Raw genomic sequence first — 16,462 nt, forward strand, 5'->3', positions numbered from 1 at the left:
TGGCGCAGAGGTAGAGCTTTCCCTCGTCGATCCAGTGCTCTGTGATGTCGGTCAGCCACAGTTCGTTGACGTCATCGGCGGAGAAGTCCCGCTTCACGAGATCGTCGTGGACCGGCGGCCCGGGACGCTTTCCGTTCTTGCCGCGCTTCTTCCCGAACACGGACCACCACTGGTTGTCCCGGCAGATCCTCCATGCCGTGCGCTGGCACATCACTTCGCCGGCCTCGGCGGCTTCGCCGGCCAGGAACCGGTACCCGTACTCGGGGTCGTCGAGGTGGGCGTCCAGTAACGCGTTGGCGCGGTAGGCCTCAGTCGGCTCAGCCTGGGTGACCTGCTGGTGGCGCCAGCGGTAGTAGGGCTGGCGGGAGAGCTTCAGGACCCGCAGGGACACCGCGACGGGGATGCCGTCAGCGGCGAGCTCACTCACGAGCGGGTAGAACCTTTTCCCGGCAGGTGCGCCTGGGACAGGTAGGCCGCGGCACGGCGGAGGACCTCGTTCTCCTGCTGGAGCAGCCGGATCTGCTTGCGGGCCTCGCGCAGCTCGGTCGACTCCTCCCGTGTCCTGCCGGGGCGGTTGCCGTCGTCGATGTCGGCTTGGCGGATCCATTTGTGCAGCGTCATCTCGTGGACGCCGAGGTCCTTCGCGATCTGCGCGATGGTGATGCCGTCCTCACGGGACCGGGCCACTCGCACGACGTCTTCGCGGAACTCCTGGGGGTAGGGAGCGGGCATGGTGCACATCCTTCCAGGCCGCCCAACGGGCAAGCCAGATCAGATGTCACCTATCCGTGCGGCAGTCCCGACTTCACCTACGTGAGGACCTGGACCCGGTTGGTCTATGTGGCGTTCATCGTGGACGTGTCCGCCCAGCGCATCGTCGGCTGGCACGCCTCCAAGAGCATGCGCACCGATCTCGTGATGACTTTTCGATCCAGATCGCGCTGTGGCAGCTCGGACGCGAAGGACACCCGACTCACCTGGCGATCTGATCACTCACATCGACGCAGGATCTCGGTACACCCTTGGTTGGCACACCGAGCACCTGACCTTGGAAGGCATCGAGCCTTCGATCGGGATTGACTTTGACACGTATTACAACGCGCCCATGGAGATCATGAACGGCCTGTTCTAGACTTACTACCTCCACACGACAGTGTTCCAGTCCGGTATGTACCGGACGCTTGCCAATATCGAATTTGCGTCCGTGATTTTAGTGGATTAGTCCAACAACCGACGACCGCATGACTCGCTGGGGAAGTTCACCCCGACAAAGTTTGACACGCGCACTACGAGGCCCTCAACCAAGCCCGGGAACCCGCAAAGTAGCCACAGAGAACTTGACCCGATTTAATCAAGACACAGCAAGTCGCCAGAGTCTACTTCGAGCCCTTAAGCATTCGGGTCCGAAAGCATCCGAGACTTGGCTATTTGAAATTCCTCATCAGTCAGTACGCCAGCATTTCGAAGCTCTCCCAGCTTCGCGAGCTGGGAGACAAGATCGTTTGCCAATTCTGTCATCGGCCGCCCCCCTGAGGGAGCGATTTGCGCGGGGACGGAATCAACAGGCCGCTTTGCGTCTGCGATTCGTCGTCGCAGTTCCGACATTTCAGCATGGGCATTTAAATATTCGCGATTATCGATAGGCAAGGTATTGCTGAGTGTCCACGGATCGCCAGAATCCGCATTGCGACTTTTTGAAGCCCCTCTCCAGAAGTCATGATTCCCGGTCCCCTGGTAGGATGCGGTTAGAATCTCGAGCACGCTCCCAAATGGTTGTTTGTTGAACTCAATGGCGTTGATGTCGTGGAAGTAGAAGGTCGCACTTCGCCCTCCAAACATTGCCCCGGCCATAAATCCTTGCATATTCCCAGCCTTGACGACCATGAGGCGATCATCAAAGCAAGCCAAACAGCCAGCCTGGGAACTTTTCAATATGAACCACGGCTCTTCTCCATCGTGACAATGTTGCAAAATTGTCAGCCCGCTCGCCTTGTTGGGTGAGCCATTTGGGAGACGCGTGTTGGGCCATGTCTTCGTCGCAGCTCGTTCCTTGAGGGAGCGTCGGTAATCCGCCTCTGCTATTGCAGAGGCTTCCCGCTCAGCGACCTCAGCCTTACGCGCCTCTTTAGCGATCTCTTTCTGTGTCGGCACATATTCAGCGGCGAGCTCCTTACGGTGATCCACCCAAGCGTGCCATGCTTCGATATTTGATCCGAGTCTCGGAAAAATATCCAAAGCTGCCTTGAGCGCGAACCGCTCCTCTGAATTCAGTTTCTGAATCGAAATATCACGCGCATCGCCGTTCAGACGAATAATCACTCCGCCCTTCTTGGTGTCACTGTACCCAGCGACATCACGATACATAAACCGTTGCTCAATTTTCGACCACAGGAATCCAGCGAATCCGAATGTAGTTAAATAGAAGCTGTTCAGCCCATCACTGATTCCCGGACAATTTCCGATAAAGAATACTTCTTCACCAGGGTCAAGGTTCGCCATTCTCTTGGCAAGTGTTTTCGGCTTGTTATCAAACTTCGCACCCTCGGTGATCTCAGGTTCCATACACTCCACCTCTCCATAGCAGCCTTCGGCACATTCTAACCCGGTTTGGGGTATTTCACGCAGTCCGTTCGGCACCCATTTCAACCACCACCGCCCAGATCCACGACCGAGTGCGCACCGATCGGATCGACAAAGCAGGCGTGGTGACCCTGCGGCACAACGGGAAGCTTCACCACATCGGCATCGGGCGAACCTACGCAGGAACCTACGTCCTGCTGCTCGTGCACGGCCTTCACATCCGGGTCATCGACGCCGCCACCGGAGAGATCCTCCGCGAACTCACCCTCAACCCGAACCGCGACTACCAGCCCACCGGCAAGCCCCACGGACCACAACGCACCAGACCCCAGAAAAACGAATAGCCGAACCTACGAAAACCGTAGGTTCGGCTATTCCGATGTCGTGCGACATCACATGGTCGGGATGACAGGATTTGAACCTGCGACCCCCTGACCCCCAGTCAGGTGCGCTACCAAGCTGCGCCACATCCCGTGGACGTTGCCGTCCACTGCACCCGGATCGCTCCGAGCACTCGCAGTACTGTACCGCACCGCTGGGCCAAGTTCACATCGACGCACCCGGCGACGTCGGGCGCAGGAAGTACTCGTACAGGCTGTCGTCCAGCGGCGCCTCGAGGTCCAGCTTCATCGTCACCACGTCCAGCATCTTCCCGGACCCGCCGGGCATCTGCGTCTGCTCGGCATCGCGCGGAGCAGCCTGGCCCAGGTAGAAGAAGTCCGTGCCTTCGGCGTCGTCCTTCTTGGCGAACACGTGCAGCGGGACTTCTTCGGCGGCGATTCGTCGCTCGTCCACAGACTCCAGCGTCTTCCGGCTGCGCGTGTACCAGCGGACCGTCGATGGATCGAGCAGCTCGTCTTCGTACTTGGTGGACGCGGAGACGTCGTCGTCCTTGTGGTACGTGATGAAGATCGGGCAGGTCTGCGTTGCGGCGTCGATCTTGTACCCGAAGATCACGCCCTGCTGGTTCGACTCCCACCCCAGCAGCCGGCACACGTCCTTGCGCGAGTACCGCTGCCCCTGCTGCAGCTCGCTGCGCCAGCCGTGGCGATGACGCGCTAGGTACAGCCCGGTCTCGATCGCATCGCGCACGTGGGCCCGGAACGTCTCGTCGGCCTCCCATTCGGCCAGGAACGCCTCCGAGAGCCGGTACCGCTCCCCCGTCGTCTCGACGACGCCGGCACCGCCGTACTTCGTCGTCTCCTGCTGCGTGAAGAACCGGTAGGACAGCACCCGTTCGCTCGACAGAACCGTGCGAGCGTCATCGGCCAGCCCCTGGGAGCGCAGCAGATCGCGGAACTCGGGGCGAGTCAGAGACTGGCCATCGAGCAGCGCCTGCAGCAGCAGGAGCTCGTGCGGGCGCTTGCCGGGCAGCAGCTCGTGATCCAGGAACGCCAGGAAGCCGCGCTGCTGCGCGGTGGGTGCAGCATCGGCAGCCTTGGCCTTCACCAGGAAGTCCCAGTACGACGTGGCCCGGGCCGTCGCCAGCACCACCGGGTCCACGGTCTCGAACCGAGCGAAGTCCATGAGCCACGGCTGCTGCCCCAGCCGCTGGTGCATCTCGCGGTACGCGGTCTTGAGGTTGGCCAGCGAATCGAGGTTCGTGTCGGAGATGGAGCGCAGGATGGCGTCACGGGAGATCTCGTCGAAGTTCACGGACGACAGGCCCGAGATCGCTCCGGCGGTCTGCGCGCCAAGGACCTGCCGGCGCAGCTGGTCCTTGCTCAGCGACGAATCTCCGAACAGCGCGATCGGGATCAGGTAGTTGTTCGCGTAGTTGCCGATGAAGTCGATGACCCGCAGATGGTCCTTGCCCTCGGCCAGCCGCAGCCCGCGCCCGAGCTGCTGCGTGAAGATGATCCGCGACTGCGTCTGACGCATCATCACCACCTGATTCACGGACGGGATATCGATGCCCTCGTTGAAGATGTCGACTGTCAGGATGTAGTCGAGCTCCCCGGCTTCAAGGCGTTCGACGACGGCAGTCCTCTCCTGCTGCGATTGCGCACCGGTCAGCGCCTCGGTCCTCAGCCGCTTGCCGTTGACGGCGGAGAGATTCAGCAGCTCGTTGAGCTCGCGTGCTTCTTCCACGCGGCTGCAGAAGATCAGTCCACGCACGTCGCCCTTGTGCCCATAGGTCTCGATCATCCGCAGCAGGTGGTGCACGCGCTCAGGAGCCACGAGTCGCGAGAGCTGGGCGGTCTCGTCGACGGTCGTGCCGTCCTCGTACTGGAAGTCCTGCACGCCGTAGTAGTGGAACGGCACGAGCATGTCGGCTTCCAGTGCCGCCTGCAGGCGGATCTCGTAGGCCACGTTGTGATCGAAGAGCTCGAAGACATCGACGGCATCCGTGCGCTCCGGAGTGGCGGTGAGCCCCAGGAGGAAATCCGGGGTGAGCCGATCGATCATCTCCCGATAGGTGCGTGAGCCGGAGCGGTGGACCTCGTCGATCATCACGTAGTCGAAGCCGGCGGCCTCGATCTCCTCCAGCGCCCCGGGGCGGGAGATCGACTGGATCGTGGCGAAGACATAGCGGCGGTCCAGTTCCCGTCGCTGCGCCACGAACTTGCCGAAGTGATCGGCAGGCTCTTCGAGCACGCGCTGGAATTCACTGAGCGCCTTGTCCACGATCTGCTCGCGGTGCACCACGAACAGCATCTTGCGCGGTTTCGCCTGGCGCACCTCCAGCGCGCCCAGGATCGTCTTGCCGGTGCCCGTCGCGGAGATGACCAGGGCCCGCCGCTCCCCCGCCAGGCGCAGCCGCTCGATCCGCTCGAGCGCCTCCTCCTGCATGGAGTTGGGCACGATCGTCGTCGGGATCCCCGACGACGCCGGCGGGAGCAAGCCGTCGACGGGAGCCGCCACGAGCTGCGGACGCTGCGCATACTCGATCGCGTAGGCGTCGATGAGCTCGTGGGTGAGCACGACGGCCTCGTCGATCTGCCGGTCCACCGCCGTGCGCAGCTGCTCGGCGATATCGCCCTCGGGCAGCGCGGAGAAGCGCAGGTTCCACTCGCGATTGCGCAGCAGCGCGTTCGACGTCAGGTTCGAGCTGCCGATGATGGCGGTGGTGCCCAGGTCCTGGTCGAAGACGTAGCCCTTGGAGTGGAAGCCGCGCCTGGGATCCAGGTGGGCGTAGACCTCGATGCCGGGCAGGGCGAGCAGCTCCCGCAGGGCGTCCGGGGCATTGAAGTTGAGGTAGGTGGAGGTGACGATCCGCCCGGTGCCGCCGGCGGCCACGAAGTCGAGCAGCGGCTGCTTGAGCATCGCCAGGGCATCGGTGGTCACAAACGCGACGGAGAACAGGAAGCTGCGGGAGCGGCGCAGCTCGTCGAGGATGCCGCGCAGCATCGTGTTCTCGTCGTCGTTGGAGATCAGCACCGGATGGTGCAGCTGCTCCGAGGCGGTCTGCCGGTCCAGGAAGCCGAACGCGGTGTCTGCGCGAAGCGCCTCGCGCTTCATGCCTGCCGGTCCTGGATCACGCACTCGACAGCGGGGATGTCCGCCGGCGCCCAGTCGAGCCCCTGCAGCTCGGCCACGGGCACCCAGCGGATCTCGGAGTGCTCGGTGAGCCGGGGCGTGCCCTCGCGCAGAGTGCAGTAGTAGGTGGCCAGGGAGACGATGATCTTCTCGTACTCGTAGACCGTGGTCTCCACGTGCTCGCCGATCTCAGCGGTGCACTGCAGCTCCTCGACGAGCTCGCGAGCCAGCGCCTCCTCGGGCGTCTCCCCCGGCTCGATCTTCCCGCCGGGGAACTCCCACATACCGGGCAGGCTCATCTGCTCGCTGCGCCGCGCGGCCAGCACTGTCTGCCCGTGTACCAGCACTGCGCCTACGACGTCGACCTGCTTCTTCACTCTGTGGCTCCTGCTCCGTTGACTCACCCGATGAGGAGCAGCCTACGGTGAGTATCCAACCGACGCGCCAACTCGACGACAGATGAATTCGGCGGCAACCGAGCAGCCTAATAATAGGACGGCTCACCGCCCATACTCACACCAATGGTAAATTTTAATGGTATCTGACATTGAGATGGAATTGGCAAATCCTATAATACAAATTCGATGCACTTCAACGATACCGGAATCTAAATTTGCATTGAATTAACTCTTACCACCCATAGGTGTGATTGATGAAATTAACCTGGCACCCCGACCGGCATATCGCAACAAATCCACCTCCTATCGAAGGTTCAGGTCATATGCCAACGGCTCAACATCAGAAATCGAATCGTGCTGAGTCATTGAAGTGAGATCTCTTTGCATTACGCTTAATTCGTCTCGCCAGTCGGCGATTTGAGAAATCTCAGGAGCATGCCACGACTCGATGTTTTCCAGAATTCCTTCACAGAATTCAAGTGTATTTTTTTTTAGTTCACTCGCAAACTTTTTGATGGAGAGCCGCTCCAAGTGTTTTTCGATATACCGTTTTGCCGAACGCGAGTATGGATTCTTAGAGGTCTCCTCATCCAGCAACACACGGGGAACCAAATTTAGGGTGAGTCGTGCACCCCCCACTGCAAATTCCAAATGCTGCGACGGGTCGACCACCGAGCCATGCGTCAAATGATTTCTCAAAATTATAGCGAACGCGACGACATCCACCTTCTCAAGCCTCCCCCTGCGGGAGGGTATGGCCCCAAATTCCGGACGATCTGGGAGTCGGTCATTAATCCATTTCAAATGATCAAGGACAAATTTGAACGACACCACATAATTGATGAGTGCGCGATCCAGATACGGAAGAAATGAAAATTCCCTGTCCGGTGGCCCCTCGCTACCTTCTATGTCATCGATGATTACAGCAAGCTCTCTTGCGTTTTCACGAAATACTGCTATGACTCGCATCCAAGATTCCCACAACAACAGCGCCCCCCGCTCGGGAGACTTTTGAATTTTCTCATTCAAACGGACAATGCCTCTGATGAGCTCCATCTTCGGTAAATCCAAATTGTTGACGATCGAATCAATTCTGATCCAATCCCCCGATTCCGCAGCGTCATAAGCGAGATCGACCAATTCGCTCCAGGGCGGTATCGTGAACCTAAGGACGCCATCCATCCAGACATCGGCATTATGCATGCGCTGACCATTGAGGTAGACTAGTCCGAACGGTATTCTAATTGTTTCCTGGATTTCTATTATTGCATCTTCTTGAAGTACATTATCAACTAGAATCTGAACTTCTGCTCCGGATCCTATAACTTCAATTCTCATTTAGGGTCATCCAATCAAGCATTTAATACGGCGGCCCCGCCGATCCGCAGATCGCCGGGGCCGCCATCGTCTATCAGGACCCAAGCAGGATTACTCCGTCTCGATCTCCACGACCAGATCCCCGCCGGCCACCTGCGCCGGCCCCTGGACGACCACGCGCTTGACCGTGCCGCCCACCGGGGTGGTCACCGAGGCCTCCATCTTCATGGCCTCGATCGTCGCGATCTTGTCGCCGGCCTCGACCGTGTCCCCCTCGGAGACGGTCGGCGTCACGGCACCCGCGAAGGGCGCCGCCACGTGCCCCGGGTTGGACTTGTCCGCCTTCTCGGCCTCCACGAAGTCCGTGGCCACCGAGGTGTCGCGGACCTCCATCATGCGCATCTGCCCGTTGAGCGTGACCATCACGGTGCGCATGCCCTTCTCGTCGGCCTCGGAGATGGCCTGCAGGGTGACGAGCAGGCGCACGCCGCGGCCCAGGGAGACGATGTGCTCCTTGTCCGGCAGCAGGCCGTAGAGGAAGTCGCGGGTGTGCAGCACGGACATGTCGCCGTACTCCGCCTGACGCGACTCGAACTCCTGGGTGGGGCCGGGGAACAGCAGCCGGTTCAGGGTCGAGCGGCGCACAGCGGCATCATCCGACTGCAGACCGGCGCGGTCCTCCTCCGACAGCGGAGTATCGGCCGGCGTCTCGTGCCGCCCCTCCAGCGCCTTGGTGCGGAACGGCTCGGGCCAGCCGGCCGGCGGGGTGCCGAGCTCGCCGTTGAGGAAGCCGATCACGGAATCGGGGATGTCGAAGCTCTGCGGGTTGGCCTCGAACTCTGCCGGATCCACGTCCATGCCCACGAGCTGCAGGGCCAGATCGCCCACGACCTTGGACGACGGCGTCACCTTGACCAGGTGCCCCAGCATCCGGTCGGCCGCGGCGTACATGTCCTCGACCTTCTCGAACTTCTCTCCGAGTCCGAGCGCGATCGCCTGCTGGCGCAGGTTGGACAGCTGCCCGCCCGGGATCTCGTGGCGGTACACGCGCCCGGTGGGCCCGGCCAGGCCGGACTCGAACGGCGAGTAGATCCCGCGCACGATCTCCCAGTACGGCTCCAGGTCGGAGACCGCGTCCAGGGACAGCTCGGTCTCGCGCTCCGTGTGCTTCAGCGCGGCGACCAGGGCCGAGGCCGACGGCTGCGACGTGGTCCCGGCCATCGAGGCGGCGGCGACGTCCACGGCATCCACCCCGGCCTCGACGGCGGCCAGCAGCGTGGCCACCTGCCCGCCGGCGGTGTCGTGGGTGTGCAGGTGCACGGGGAGGTCGAACTTCTCGCGCAGCGCGGTGACCAGACGGCGCGCGGCCTCCGGGCGCAGCAGACCGGCCATGTCCTTGATCGCCAGGATGTGCGCCCCAGCGTCGACGCACTGCTGGGCCAGGTCCAGGTAGTAGTCCAGCGTGTAGACGGTCTCGTCCGGATCCAGCAGATCGGAGGTATAGCACAGCGCCACCTCGGCCACGGCGGTCCCGGTCTCGCGCACGGCCTTGATCGCCGGCTCCATCTGGGAGACGTCGTTGAGGGCATCGAAGATGCGGAAGATGTCCACGCCAGTGGCCGCGGCCTCCTTCACGAAGGCGTCCGTGACCTCCACCGGGTACGGGGTGTAGCCCACGGTGTTGCGCCCGCGCAGCAGCATTTGGATGGGGATGTTCGGCATGGCCGCGCGCAGGCGGGCCAGCCGGTCCCAGGGGTCCTCGCCCAGGAAGCGCAGCGCGACGTCGTAGGTCGCCCCGCCCCAGGCCTCGACGGAGAACAGCTGCGGCACGGTGTGCGCGTAGGCGGGAGCGGCGGCCAGCAGGTCGCGGGTGCGGATGCGGGTGGCCAGCAGAGACTGGTGGGCGTCGCGGAACGTGGTGTCGGTGACGGCCACCGAGGTCTTGGAGCGCAGGTGCGCCGCGAACTCCTCCGGGCCGTGCTCGAGCAGGTAGCTGCGCCAGCCCTCGGGGTACGGCGCCTCGGAGGGCCCGTCGAACGGCGAGCGGTCCGGCTCCTCGGTCTTGTCACCGGGGTGGCGCGGCAGCTTCTCGCGTGGATCGATGCCCTCCACGCGCGGGCCGTTGGGCTGGTTGACGGTGACATCGGCCAGGTACTGCAGCGCCCGGGTGCCGCGATCGGCGGAGCCGCGGGCCTCGAGCAGCTCCGGGTGGCGCTCGATGAAGTCGGTGGTGATCTGCCCATCCAGGAACTCGGGGTCCTGCAGCACCGACTGCAGGAACGGGATGTTGGTGGCCACGCCGCGGATGCGGAACTCGGCGAGCGCGCGCGAGGCGCGGTGCACGGCGGTCTGGTAGTCGCGGCCGCGGCAGGTCAGCTTGACCAGCATGGAGTCGAAGTGCGGGGAGATCTCCGCACCGGCGTAGATCGTGCCGCCGTCCAGGCGCACGCCCGAACCGCCTGCGGAGCGGTAGGCCGAGACCTTCCCGACGTCCGGGCGGAACCCATTGGCCGGATCCTCCGTGGTGATGCGGCACTGCATGGCGAAGCCGCGGACGTACAGGTCCTTCTGGCGGATGCCGATCTGCTCCAGGGTCTCCCCCGCGGCGATGCGCATCTGGGCCTGGACCAGGTCGACGTCCGTGACCTCCTCGGTCACCGTGTGCTCCACCTGGATGCGCGGGTTCATCTCGATGAACACGTGCTCCCCGGCGCGCTCGCCCACCGTGTCCACCAGGAACTCGACGGTGCCGGCGTTGAGGTAGCCCAGCTCCTTCGCGAACGCCACGGCATCCTTGTGCAAGGCCTGGCGGATGTCCTCGTCGAGGTTCGGCGCCGGGGCCATCTCGATGACCTTCTGGTGGCGGCGCTGCAGCGAGCAGTCGCGCTCGAAAAGGTGCACGGTCTCGCCCGTGGCATCGGCCAGGACCTGGACCTCGATGTGCCGCGGCTTGAGCACAGCCTGCTCCAGGAACACGGTGGGATCGCCGAACGCGGTGCCGGCCTCGCGCATGGCGGCATCGAGTGCGTCCTCGAGCTTGTCCTCGGACTCCACGCGACGCATGCCGCGCCCGCCGCCGCCGGCCACGGCCTTCACGAAGACCGGGAAGCCGATCTCCTTGCCCCACTCGAGCAACTGCTGCTTGTCGTCCGAGGGCTCGGAGCTGTCCAGCGTGGGGATCCCGGCCTTCTTGGCGGCCTTGAGTGCTGCGACCTTGTCGCCGGCCAGGCTCAGGACGTCTGCTGCGGGGCCGATGAACGTGATGCCGTTGTCCGCGCACTTTCTTGCCAGCTCCGCGTTCTCGGACAGGAAGCCGTAGCCGGGGTAGATCGCATCGGCGCCGCACTCCAGGGCCACGCGGATGATCTCGTCCACGTCCAGGTAGGCCTTGACCGGGTGGCCCTCCTCCCCGATCCGGTAGGCCTCATCGGCCTTCTGCCGGTGGATCGAGTTGCGATCCTCGTAGGGGAACACGGCCACGGTCTTGGCCCCGAGCTCGTACGCCGCGCGGAAGGCGCGCACCGCGATCTCACCGCGGTTGGCCACCAAGATCTTCGAGAACACAGAGACTCCATCTCCGGGAGCGCGACGCGAGCCGCCGCCCCCTTTGGGGTACTAGCAGTTGTGGGCCAGCTTACGCACTCGATGTGGTCTGACCACACTTTTCGGGGCGCGTCCGTCACCGAGCCCCGCGGCGGAGGCCCCGTGGACACTCACCGAGCGGCCGTCGCGGCCCCGGGCACGACGACGGCCCCGATCCCTGTCGCGCAGAAGGGATCGGGGCCGTCGTGGAGAGTGCGGGGCTCAGCGCTTGCGGGAGCGGCGCTCGCGCACTCGCATGGTCACCTCGATCGGCGTGCCCTCGAACCCGAAGGTCTCGCGCAGCCGTCGGGCGATGAAGCGGCGGTAGCCGGGATCCAGGAACCCGGTGGTGAACAGCACGAACTTGGGCGGGCGCGTGGAGGCCTGCGTGCCGAACAGGATGCGCGGCTGCTTGCCGCCGCGCAGAGGGTGCGGGTGCGCGGCCACGAGCTCGCCCAGGAACGCGTTGAGGCGCCCGGTGGGGATGCGGGTGTCCCAGGACTCCAGCGCGGTCTCCAGGGCGGGGACGAGCTTGTCCTTGTGCCAGCCGGTCTTGGCCGAGACGTTCACGCGCGGGGCCCAGGCCACGTGCGCCAGGTCCTTCTCGATCTCGCGCTCCAGGTAGTACCGGCGCTCCTCGTCGAGCAGGTCCCACTTGTTGAAGGCCAGCACGATCGCTCGGCCGGAGTCGATCGAGGTCTGCACGATCCGCACGTCCTGCTCGGCCAGCGGCTCGTCGACCGCCAGCAGGATCAGCGCGACCTCGGCCCGCTCGATCGCCGACTGCGTGCGCAGCGAGGCGTAGTACTCCGCGCCCTTGGCCATGTGCTGACGACGACGGATGCCCGCCGTGTCCACGAAGCGCCAGGTCTTCCCGCCGAGCTCGATGTTCTCGTCCACGGGATCGCGGGTGGTGCCCGCCAGCTCGTTGACGACCACGCGCTCAGAACCGGCCAGCTTGTTCAGCATGGAGGACTTGCCCACGTTGGGGCGGCCCACGAGTGCCACGCGGCGCGGTCCGCCGACCAGCTCGGGCTCGGCCACCTCGGAGAACTCGGGCAGGATCTCGAACAGGGCGTCCAACAGATCCGCCGCACCCTTGCCGTGCAGCGCGGAGACCGGGTACGGCTCCCCCATGCCCAGCGACCACAGCGCGGTGGCCTCCAGCTCCATGGCCTGCGAATCCGCCTTGTTGGCGACCACGATGACAGGCTTGTTCGCCCGGCGCAGCATGCCCACGATGGCCTCGTCGGTGGCGGTCACACCCACGGTGGTGTCCAGGACGAGCAGCACGGCATCGGCCTGCTCCACGGCGAGCTCGGCCTGCTCGGCCACCGAGTGATCGATGCCGGTGGCGTCGGCCTCCCAGCCGCCGGTGTCGACCATGGTGAAGGGCCGGTCCATCCACTCGGCGGAGTAGCGCACGCGGTCGCGGGTCACGCCGGGGACGTCCTCCACGACGGCCTCGCGACGGCCGATCACGCGGTTGACCAGCGTGGACTTGCCGACGTTCGGGCGACCGACCACGGCGACCACCGGGGCCGGCTTGCGGTACAGGTCCGCGACGTCGTCGCCGGCCCACTCCGCGAGCAGGGCCAGGTCCTCCTCGTCGAGGTCGTAGTCCTCCAGGCCCTCGCGCAGGGCCTCGGCACGCAGCTCGGCCTCGTCGTCGTCGATCGCGGCCAGGCGCTCGGAGATGTCCTGATCGCCGCCGCCGAGGATCTTCTCCTCGTACTGATCCGCCGGGCGCTGAGGCGCTCCCTCAGGGCCGGGGCCGGACCACTCGGAGTCGTAGTTCGTGTTCTCGGGGGTCTCGGGCATCGGGCCCCTCCTTCTGATGTGGTGCGGAAAAGTGTGCGGGGAGGCTCAGGCGAGCTCGGGGACCGCGCGCAGGACCAGGTCCATCACGGCGGTGACGGTCTGCTCGATGCTCAGCTCGGAGGAGTCCAGGTGCGTGACGCCGTCGGCGGCGTCGGTGAAGTTCACCAGCTTGGAGTCCTTGGCATCGCGGCCGGTGACCTGCGCGGCCAGGGCCTCCTTGGACTGCGAGGAGCCCAGCTGCGCGCCTCGGCGGGAGAGCCGGGCCGCTTCGGAGGCGGTGAGCAGCACGCGGACGTCGGCGTCGGGGGCCACCACGGTGGTGATGTCGCGGCCCTCGGCCACGATCCGGCGACCGGAGGCTTCGATCATCTCGCGCTGGCGCCGGACCAGGATCTCGCGCGCGGCCGGGATGGTGGAGACCGAGGAGACCGCGCCGGTCACCTCGGTCGAGCGGATGGCCGCGGTGACGTCCTGGCCGTCCACGCGGACCTGCTGCTGATCGGGATCGGTCGAGACCTCGATCGGTGCGGTGCGGGCGGCTTCCACCACGGCATCGCCGTCGCCCAGGTCGATGCCGCTGTGCACGGCCCACCAGGCCACGGCGCGGTACATGGCCCCGGTGTCCAGGTAGCCCAGGTCCAGCCGGCGGGCGATCTCCTTGGAGACCGTGGACTTGCCGGACCCGGAGGGCCCGTCGATGGCCACCACGGCCTGGGTGCTGTGCTCGGTCACTGGACCACCTTCCATCCGCGCTGCTCGAGCGCCTCCACCAATTCGTCCCGACGGTTCGGGTCCACGGAGATCTCCGCCAGGCCGACGCGCCGGCCCAGGGAGTGCTCCAGGCGCAAGTCTTCCAGGTTGATCCCGGTCTCGCCGACCGCGCTGAACAGCTCGCCCAGCTTGCCGGGCTTGTCATCCACCAGAACGGTGAGCTGGGCGAAGGCCTTGGGGGCTCCGCCGTGCTTGCCCGGGATCCGGGCCTGACCCGCATTGCCCTCGGCGATCAGCTCGGCCATGTCCAGGCGCGCGCCCGGGCCCGTGGGGTCCTCCAGCGTGTTGATCAGCCGGTCCAGGTCCTCGCGCACGCCGTGCAGCGACGGCACGATCGAGCCGGCATTGGCCGAGAGGATCTGCACCCACAGCCCCGGATCGGAGGCGGCGATGCGCGTGGTGTCGCGCAGACCCTGCCCCGCCAGGGACAGATGGTGCAGCGGCGTGTCCTGCAGGCGCGAGGCCAGCAGCGAGGACATCACCTGGGGGACGTGCGAGATCAGGGCCACGGCGGCGTCGTGCTCATGCGCCTCCAGCTCCGTGACGTGCGCGCCCAGGTCCTGGGCCAGCGAGCGCACGCGCTTCACGGCCGCCGGATCGGTCTCCGGCGCTGCGCACAGCACCCACGGCATGGTCGTGAACAGCTCGCCGCGCGCGGCCACCGGCCCGGAGCGCTCGCGCCCGGCCATGGGGTGGGAGCCCACGTAGCGGCGCAGATCCGCACCGCGTGCGCGCAGACCCTCCTGGATCGCGGACTTGACCGAGGCCACGTCCGTGACGATCGCCTGCGGGTGCTCCGCCAGGGCCTGCGCCACGGTCTCCACGACGATGTCCGGAGGCGTGGCCACCACGATCAGGCTCGGCTCGGGGACGGTCTCCCCCGCCGCCAGGGCCAGGCGCTCGGAGCTGCCGGCGCCGATATCCGCGCCGATGGCCTCGGCGGTCGGGGAGGCATCGCGCAGCCAGGTGCTCACACCCAGATGCCGCAGGCCCAGGCCCACCGAGGCGCCGAGCAGGCCCGCGCCGATGATCAGCACGGGGCCCTCGGCAGCGGTCTCAGCGGCCACCCTCAGCCTTCCAGGCCCACCGAGGCCAGCAGGTGCCCGACCTCGGTGTTGGACAGATCGCGCACCACGCCCTGCTTCTGATCGCCGATGCGGATGGGGCCCACCTGTGTGCGCACCAGGCGCTCCACGGGGTAGCCCACGGCATCGAAGAGGCGGCGGATGATGCGGTTGCGCCCCGAGTGCAGCACGACCTCGACCAGGATGTGGCCGGGCACGGAGTCGACCAGGCGGAACTCGTCCACCTTGGCCACGCCGTCCTCGAGCTCCACGCCGGCCTTCATGATGTCGCCGATGCCCTTCTCCATGGGCCCGCGCACCTGCACCAGGTAGGTCTTGGGCACCTCGTAGGAGGGGTGGGTCAGGCGGTTGGTGAGCTCGCCGTCGTTGGTCAGCAGCAGCAGGCCCTCGGTCTCCGAGTCCAGGCGGCCCACGTGGAAGACGCGGTGCTGGAGGTGCTTGGAGGAGGTGAGGAAGTCCGAGATGCACGGACGCCCCTCCTGGTCCTCCATCGAGGACACCACGCCCTCGGGCTTGTTGAAGGCGAAGTAGACGAGCTTGTCATCGAGCTGGATGGGCAGCCCGTCGACCGTGATATCCACGGTGCGCGGATCCACGCGCACGCCGAGCTCGGTGACCTTCTGGCCATCGACCGTCACGCGGCCCTCGGCGATCATCTCCTCGCACACCCGGCGCGAGGCCACTCCGGCGTTGGCCAGCAGCTTCTGCAGGCGCACGCCCTCGGAGTCGTGGACCTCCAGGCGGTCCACCGGCGGGTTCTTGGGACGACGACGGCGGTGCGGTCCGTAGATCGCCACCTTGTCCGGCATCTTGCGATCGTAGCGCTCCGACTTGGCGAAGGGCTTGGGGCCCTTCTGGCCCTTGGGAGCCTTGGGGCCGACGGCATTCGCCTTGGTGGCGGGCTTGCCGGGACGGCCCTTGGGGCCTCCGGTTGCTGCACCGCGGGGGCCGGCGCCCTTGGGGCCGGTCTTGGGGCCGCTTTTCGGGCCCTTGCCGGGGCCGCCGGAGCGTCCCGGTGCGCCGGAGCGGCCGCCCGAGCCCTTGCCGGGGCGGGACGGGCCGCTGCCGCGGCTCTGGGAGGGGCGCTTGCCCCGGGAGTTCGAATGGTTCTCAGCCATGTCGCACTGTCCTTTGCAGGTCTGTGGTGGTCTGTCGGTGCCGCCTGGCTCGGCGCTGACTCGCATGCTGGGCAGCGGCAGCGCCGGGATCGCTCGCGTGCCGGGCCTGACGTCCTGTGGGAGTCGGCTCAGCACGCACCGAGCCGCCGCGAGGGCGGGCGTCGGTCGGCGGTCGTCGTCGCTCGATCGGCGCGGACCCTCGTTCGGGTCCCGCTGCGCCGGTCCGCGTGATGCGCGGGGATTCCCGCGCGGACGACAGGCCATCCTATCCGCTGAGCCCCCGCCGGCGCAGTACCCGGGATCACGCGCG

At 65.7% G+C, this 16,462-nt stretch carries 12 protein-coding genes and 1 tRNA gene; 1 reads left to right on the forward strand and 12 read right to left on the reverse strand.

The window, feature by feature from the left end; translation table 11 throughout:
* The 3 genes from QSJ40_RS11990 to QSJ40_RS12000 form a co-directional block, all read right to left on the reverse strand.
* On the reverse strand, window positions 1–427 hold a 427-nt coding region (locus QSJ40_RS11990; protein WP_502875255.1), incomplete at its 3' end, for a transposase family protein.
* Entirely contained in the window at window positions 424–732 is a 309-nt protein-coding gene (locus tag QSJ40_RS11995) for a transposase (protein ID WP_285731180.1), read from the reverse strand. The genes QSJ40_RS11990 and QSJ40_RS11995, both read right to left, overlap by 4 nt.
* Before the next feature lie 657 nt (window positions 733–1,389).
* A complete protein-coding gene (locus QSJ40_RS12000) occupies window positions 1,390–2,562 on the reverse strand; it encodes an SHOCT domain-containing protein (RefSeq protein ID WP_285731181.1) in 1,173 nt (390 codons plus the stop codon).
* 110 nt (window positions 2,563–2,672) lie between these two features.
* Here QSJ40_RS12000 and QSJ40_RS12005 point away from each other — a divergent pair, with 110 nt between their 5' ends.
* On the forward strand, window positions 2,673–2,924 hold the full coding sequence (locus tag QSJ40_RS12005; protein ID WP_285731182.1) for a hypothetical protein: 252 nt from the start codon (window positions 2,673–2,675) through the stop codon (window positions 2,922–2,924).
* 53 nt (window positions 2,925–2,977) lie between these two features.
* Here the strand turns inward: QSJ40_RS12005 and QSJ40_RS12010 are convergent.
* From QSJ40_RS12010 to QSJ40_RS12050, 9 genes are all read right to left on the reverse strand, one after another.
* A tRNA-Pro gene (locus QSJ40_RS12010) sits at window positions 2,978–3,054 on the reverse strand.
* Window positions 3,055–3,126: 72 nt separating this feature from the next.
* The gene (locus QSJ40_RS12015; RefSeq protein ID WP_285731183.1) at window positions 3,127–6,042 is read right to left on the reverse strand and encodes a DEAD/DEAH box helicase; all 2,916 of its coding nucleotides are present in this window, start codon (window positions 6,040–6,042) and stop codon (window positions 3,127–3,129) included.
* Window positions 6,039–6,437, reverse strand: coding sequence for a (deoxy)nucleoside triphosphate pyrophosphohydrolase (locus QSJ40_RS12020; protein WP_285731184.1), 399 nt, complete (start codon window positions 6,435–6,437; stop codon window positions 6,039–6,041). The genes QSJ40_RS12015 and QSJ40_RS12020 overlap by 4 nt, the downstream gene beginning before the upstream one ends.
* A gap of 324 nt (window positions 6,438–6,761) precedes the next feature.
* Window positions 6,762–7,796, reverse strand: a complete 1,035-nt coding sequence (locus QSJ40_RS12025) for a hypothetical protein (protein ID WP_285731186.1) — start codon at window positions 7,794–7,796, stop codon at window positions 6,762–6,764.
* Between the two features lie 90 nt (window positions 7,797–7,886).
* Entirely contained in the window at window positions 7,887–11,339 is a 3,453-nt protein-coding gene (locus QSJ40_RS12030; protein ID WP_285731188.1) for a pyruvate carboxylase, read from the reverse strand.
* A 240-nt stretch (window positions 11,340–11,579) separates the two neighbouring features.
* Window positions 11,580–13,178, reverse strand: a complete 1,599-nt coding sequence (der, locus tag QSJ40_RS12035) for a ribosome biogenesis GTPase Der (RefSeq protein WP_285731190.1) — start codon at window positions 13,176–13,178, stop codon at window positions 11,580–11,582.
* A 45-nt stretch (window positions 13,179–13,223) separates the two neighbouring features.
* Window positions 13,224–13,925 carry a (d)CMP kinase gene (gene cmk, locus QSJ40_RS12040; RefSeq protein ID WP_390886424.1) on the reverse strand — a complete coding sequence of 234 codons (702 nt, stop codon included), beginning with the start codon at window positions 13,923–13,925 and terminating at the stop codon, window positions 13,224–13,226.
* On the reverse strand, window positions 13,907–15,016 hold the full coding sequence (locus tag QSJ40_RS12045) for a prephenate dehydrogenase (protein WP_285731196.1): 1,110 nt from the start codon (window positions 15,014–15,016) through the stop codon (window positions 13,907–13,909). Before QSJ40_RS12045 ends, cmk begins: the two co-directional genes overlap by 19 nt.
* 2 nt (window positions 15,017–15,018) lie before the next feature.
* Complete coding sequence (locus tag QSJ40_RS12050) at window positions 15,019–16,152, reverse strand: pseudouridine synthase (RefSeq protein WP_285731198.1); 1,134 nt, start codon at window positions 16,150–16,152, stop codon at window positions 15,019–15,021.
* Window positions 16,153–16,462 lie beyond the last annotated feature (310 nt).

It is taken from the genome of Kocuria sp. NBRC 114282 (genome assembly GCF_030268385.1).
In the GTDB taxonomy this organism is placed as follows: Bacteria; Actinomycetota; Actinomycetes; order Actinomycetales; family Micrococcaceae; genus Kocuria; species Kocuria palustris.